Origin of the sequence: Rhodococcus sp. 24CO (assembly GCF_050586165.1) — a bacterium.
Taxonomy (GTDB): domain Bacteria; phylum Actinomycetota; class Actinomycetes; order Mycobacteriales; family Mycobacteriaceae; genus Rhodococcus_F.
Genome location: NZ_JAZFNF010000068.1, coordinates 1 through 884 on the forward strand (window position 1 = coordinate 1; position 884 = coordinate 884).

Below are 884 nucleotides of genomic sequence, written 5' to 3' on the forward strand. Positions count from 1 at the left end.
TGTTGTGGGTATGGACGTTGCTGACGCTGGATTGAAGTAGACGGGCTGGCCCTTCGCGGCAGGATGGAAGTTGCGAAACAGACCATCAACAGCAAAGGGACCAGCCCTGTGACACACCGTAATGCTCCGCTGACTGTGGAGGGAAGACGACGACTCATCGAGCGGTGCCGCACTCGTCCGATCGCCCACGTCGCCGCCGAAGAGGGCATCTCCCGACAATGCGCCTCCACGTGGGTCAACCGGTACCGCAAATACGGTGAACTGGGATTACAAGACAGATCCAGCGCACCGAACCATCAACCCACCGCCACCGCCGCAGAGATCGTGGCCGAGATCGAAGCGATGCGCCGGACCCGGAAATGGTCGGCCGCGCGCATCACGTTCGAACTCCGAATGGACGGAACGGTCATCGCTCGCCGGACGGTCACGAAACTCCTGCGGGATCTTGGTCTCAATCCCCGCCGGTTCATCGACCCGAACGGCGAAACGAACCGCAAACCCCAGGTCATCGCCGCGAAACGGCCTGGTCAGATGGTGCACGTCGACGTGAAGAAAGTCGGCCGCATCCCTGACGGCGGAGGTTGGCGCGTCCACGGGCGAGGTTCCGAGCAGGCAAACGATCACAGCGTCGGAAAACGAAGAACAAGCAGGGCCGCGTCGGCTACACCTATTTGCATTCCGCGATCGATGGCAACACCCATTTGGCGTAGACAACGAAACTGCCGCGACAGCCATCGATTTCATGAACAACGCCCGACTCTTCTTCGCGGCGCACAGCATCACCCGTATCGAGCGCGTGATCACCGACAACGGATCATGCTATCGGGCAGCAGATTTCACTGCTTCACTGCGGGAAGCGCGGCACTACCGGATCAAGCCGTACA

The 884-nt window shown here is 60.6% G+C and carries 1 pseudogene; it reads left to right on the forward strand.

Annotated features, from left to right (window positions below):
• Positions 1-108: 108 nt before the first annotated feature.
• Positions 109-884: pseudogene (locus V2B23_RS30870) on the forward strand (helix-turn-helix domain-containing protein); the annotation flags it as partial.